General features: G+C 71.5%; 2 protein-coding genes and 2 pseudogenes. All 4 read left to right on the forward strand.

Features of this window, described 5'->3' with window-relative positions:
• Nucleotides 1-928, forward strand: a pseudogene (locus D471_RS35085) (NYN domain-containing protein); the annotation flags it as partial.
• A 353-nt stretch (nucleotides 929-1,281) separates the two neighbouring features.
• Complete coding sequence (locus D471_RS0118735; RefSeq protein ID WP_017600031.1) at nucleotides 1,282-2,286, forward strand: C40 family peptidase; 1,005 nt, start codon at nucleotides 1,282-1,284, stop codon at nucleotides 2,284-2,286.
• 326 nt (nucleotides 2,287-2,612) lie between these two features.
• The gene (locus D471_RS0118740) at nucleotides 2,613-3,680 is read left to right on the forward strand and encodes a C40 family peptidase (RefSeq protein WP_017600032.1); all 1,068 of its coding nucleotides are present in this window, start codon (nucleotides 2,613-2,615) and stop codon (nucleotides 3,678-3,680) included.
• 51 nt (nucleotides 3,681-3,731) lie between these two features.
• Nucleotides 3,732-4,107 (forward strand): annotated as a pseudogene (locus tag D471_RS35090) (alpha-(1-2)-phosphatidylinositol mannosyltransferase); the annotation flags it as partial.

Raw genomic sequence — 4,107 nt, forward strand, 5'->3', positions numbered from 1 at the left:
AGATCATCGAGGGCGTCCACACCGAGTTGGAGCGTCAGAGCAGCGCGAAGGAGGCGGACGAGACCGCCGAGGCGCTGGACGCGGTGCGTCGGCAGCTGGACGAGACCAAGCACGGCCACCAGGCCGACCTGGAGCGGCTGCGCGGCCAGATCCGTGGGCAGCGCGCCGAGATCTCCGAGCTGCGGCGCAAGGTCCACACCGAACGCCAGCGCGCCAAGGAGGCCAAGGCCAGGGCCGAACGCGCCCTGGCCGAGACCGCGGACCGGGAGAGTGAGTCGGCGACCCAGGTCAGTGCCCTGGAGTCGGAGAACCGACGGCTGCGCTCCCGGTTGGCGGAGGCCGAGGCCCAGGTGGAGAGCGCCCGCCGCGCGGTGCGATCGGAGCGCAACGCCGACGAGGCGCGGCTGCGCGTGCTCCTGGACGTGCTGGTGGAGGCCTCGCACGGACTGCGTCGCGAACTGGCCCTGCCCACGTCCCTGGACAGCCCCGCCGACCACGTCGCCGAGGCCACGCGGGAGCAGCGCCGAGTGCCGTTGGGCGGACTGCCCGACGACGACCCGGGACTGCTGGAGCACCTCCTGACCGTTCCGCGCGTGCATTTGTTGGTGGACGGCTACAACGTCACCAAGACCGGGTACGGAACGCTGCCGCTGGCCGACCAGCGCACCCGCCTGCTGGGCTCCCTGGAGGGGTTGGCGAGCCGGACCAAGGCCGAGATCACGTGCGTGTTCGACGGCGCGGACGTCGACACCCCGCCGGTGGTCGCCCAGCCGCGCCGGGTTCGGCTGCTGTTCAGCGCGCCCGGGGAGACCGCCGACGAACTGATCGTGCGGCTGGGGCGNCGGACCGGGAGATCGTGACGGCCGTGCGCTCGGCCGGAGCGCGGGCGGTACCGTCACCGATCTTCCTGCGCAGGTTGGAGCGGTAGGAGTGACGGGGCCGTGCCCGGCGGTGGCGGCACGACGACCACACAGGTTCGTTACCTCTTCGTGACCATGGGTCGCGCACGTGTGTCTGCCTGGAACAACACCACTGGTGGGGTTCGGGTGGCCGCGTGCGCGGTTCCGTGTGTACTGGGTCCCATGGTTGAGGGGTGCGGTACCGTCCGCTAGGTTCTTTCCGGAGCGTGAGTGCTCTACCGGGTAGAACGCGACACTTGTACCCGCCGCCCGGTCGGATCCCCTCGCTCACGCGCGTCCGCGCCCCCGCGCGGACGGCCTCCCCCGTTGTCTCCCCAGCACCCCCGTGCGGATGTCCCTACCCCAAGGAGCGTGGACCGCCATGAAGAACCCCGGTGGTCGGCGTACGGCTCCCCGACTCNGACTCGCGACGACCGGTCTCGGTGTGGTCGTCGCCGGAACCCTGATCTCCCCCGGAACCGCCCACGCGGAGCCGACCCAGGAGGAGGTCGAGGACCGCATCGAGGAGCTCAACCAGGAGGCCGACGCCGCGGTCCAGGCCTACAACGAGGCCGAGGAGGACCACGAGACCGCCAAGACCCAGTACGAGGAGCTGGACGAGCAGGTCGGCGACGAGGAGGAGCGCTACAACGAACTGCGCGAGCGCGTCCAGCAGTTCGCCAGCGCCGCCTACCAGTCGGGTGACCTGGACTCCACGGCCAACATCCTGACCTCCGACGGCCCCGAGGCCCTCCTGGAGCAGAACGACGACCTGAACTACCTGTCGGAGCAGCAGCTCGCCCAGCTGGACGAGTTCGGCGAGTCCTCCGAGCGCCTGTTCTCGCTCAAGGACGAGGCCGAGGAGGCCCTGGAGGAGGCCGAGGAGGCCCTGGAGGAGGCCGAGGAGGCCAAGGACGAGGTCGAGGAGGCCATCGCCGAGCAGGAGGCGCTGCTGGCCCAGTTCCCCAGTGCCGACGCCTCCACCGACGGCGCCGACGACACGCCGGGCGGCTCCTACACCGGACCCGCCTCGGGCAGCGCGGGCGCGGCCCTGGACTTCGCCTACGCGCAGATCGGCAAGCCCTACATCTACGGCGGCACCGGCCCAAGCGGCTACGACTGCTCCGGTCTGGTGCAGGCCGCCTGGCGCGCGGGCGGGGTCAACCTGCCGCGCACCACCTACGCGCAGGCCGAGGTGGGCCAGCGCATCTACGACATGAACGCGCTCCAGCCCGGCGACATCATGTTCTTCAGCAACCTGGGCCACGACGGCCTGTACGCGGGCAACGGCCAGATGGTGCACGCCCCGCGCACGGGGCGCAACATCGAGGTCGTGGGACTGGCCGCCTACTGGGCGGGCAAGTTCCAGTTCGCCGTCCGTCCCTGACGGCGCCCCAGATCTCAGCGAGGGCCGTCACCCGTCCGGGTGGCGGCCCTCGCGCCGTCCGGGGTGCGGCCCGTCACAACATATTTCGGACACCTACGGCGATCCGCCCGAAGGTAACGAATCAGTTGAGACCGGAGTGAAGGATGCACTAGTGTTCATCGCCGAGCGTGGTCGCTCCTCTTCACCGCCCCCTGGTGGTGACGGCCTCGCCCGGATCGGGCACACCCCCACACCGTTTCGGCTGGCGCCGTTCACTGCCCGAGACCCGCCCGGTTCAACCCTCGGCCCCGGACGGCCGGACCCGAGGGGAGAAAGGTGTCCCCACCGTGTCTGCTTCCCCTGCCCCCAGCGGCCGCCGCGCCGCGATCATCTCCTCCCTCACCGCCGGTGTCCTCCTCGTTCCCACCGCCGCCCTCGCCGAGCCGTCCGTCGAGGACGTACGCGAGCAGATCGAGGCCCTGGACGAGGAGTTCGGCCGCCTCAACTCCGACTACAACGAGGCACAGGAGACCCACGAGGCCGCCGAGGCGCGGCTCGAGGAGATCAGGGCCGACCTGGAGGACACGCGCGAGACCGTCGACGAACTCGGTCTGAGCGTGCGCGCCCTGGCCAACCTCGCCTACACCGGCGCCGACCTGACCTCCCCCGCCCAGCTCTTCGGCGCCACCGGCCCCGAGGACATGCTGGCGCACGAGGCCGACCTGACCTACCTCTCCGAGCAGAACGACGACGACCTCGCGCTCTACGTCGAGGAACTGGAGTACCTGGAGTCGCTGGAGGTCGAGGCCGTCGCGACCGAGGAGGAGGCCGCGCAGGCGCTGGAGGAGGCGGAGGAGGCCACGGAGGAGGCCGAGGAGGCCATCGCCGAGCAGGAGGAGCTCCTGGAGGAGCTCACCGCCGAGGAGCGCGCCGAGGCCACCCAGAACACGACCGGTGGCGGCAGCGACGGAGGCGGCGGCAACAGCGGGAGCGGAGGCAGCAACGGGGGAAGCACGGGCTCGTCCGGCGGCGGCGCCACCTACACCGGTCCGGCCTCCGGCAACGCGCGCACCGCGTTGAACTTCGCCTACAACCAGATCGGCAAGCCCTACGTCTGGGGCGGCACCGGCCCGAACGGCTACGACTGCTCCGGACTCGTCCAGGCCGCGTGGGGAGCGGCGGGCGTGCGACTCCCCCGCACCACCTACGACCAGGTCAACGCGGGTACCCGGGTCTCCTGGAGCAACATGCAGCCCGGTGACCTGATCTTCTTCCGGGGTCCCAACCCCACGCACGTCGGCATGTACGCGGGCGACGGCATGATGGTGCACGCCCCGAACTCACAGAGCACGATCTCCGAGGTGAGCCTCAGCGGCTACTACCAGTCGGTGTTCTACGCCGCCGTCCGCCCCTGACCGGGTGCGCCCACGCGGCACGGGCGCGGCCGCGACCCTAGACTCGCGTCCGTGCCGCGAACCCTGATCATCACCAACGACTTCCCGCCGCGCCCCGGGGGGATCGAGTCCTTCGTCCACGAACTGGCCCTGCGCCGCCCGGACGACTCGGTCGTCGTGTACTGCTCCTCACCCGCCGACCGCGACGCGCGGGCCGACCCCGACTTCGACCTGCGCCAACCCTTCCCCATCGTGCGCGACGGCGCCCGCGTCCTGCTGCCCACCCCGCGGGTGGCGGCACGGGCCCGGGCCATCGCCGGCCTGGAGGGGTGCGACACGGTCCTGTACGGCGCGGCCGCCCCCCTCGGCCTGGTGGCGGGCACCCTGCGCGAACACGGCACCGTACGGCGCCAGGTGGCCCTCACCCACGGCCACGAGACCGGCTGGG

Origin of the sequence: Nocardiopsis lucentensis DSM 44048 (assembly GCF_000341125.1) — a bacterium.
GTDB lineage: Bacteria > Actinomycetota > Actinomycetes > Streptosporangiales > Streptosporangiaceae > Nocardiopsis > Nocardiopsis lucentensis.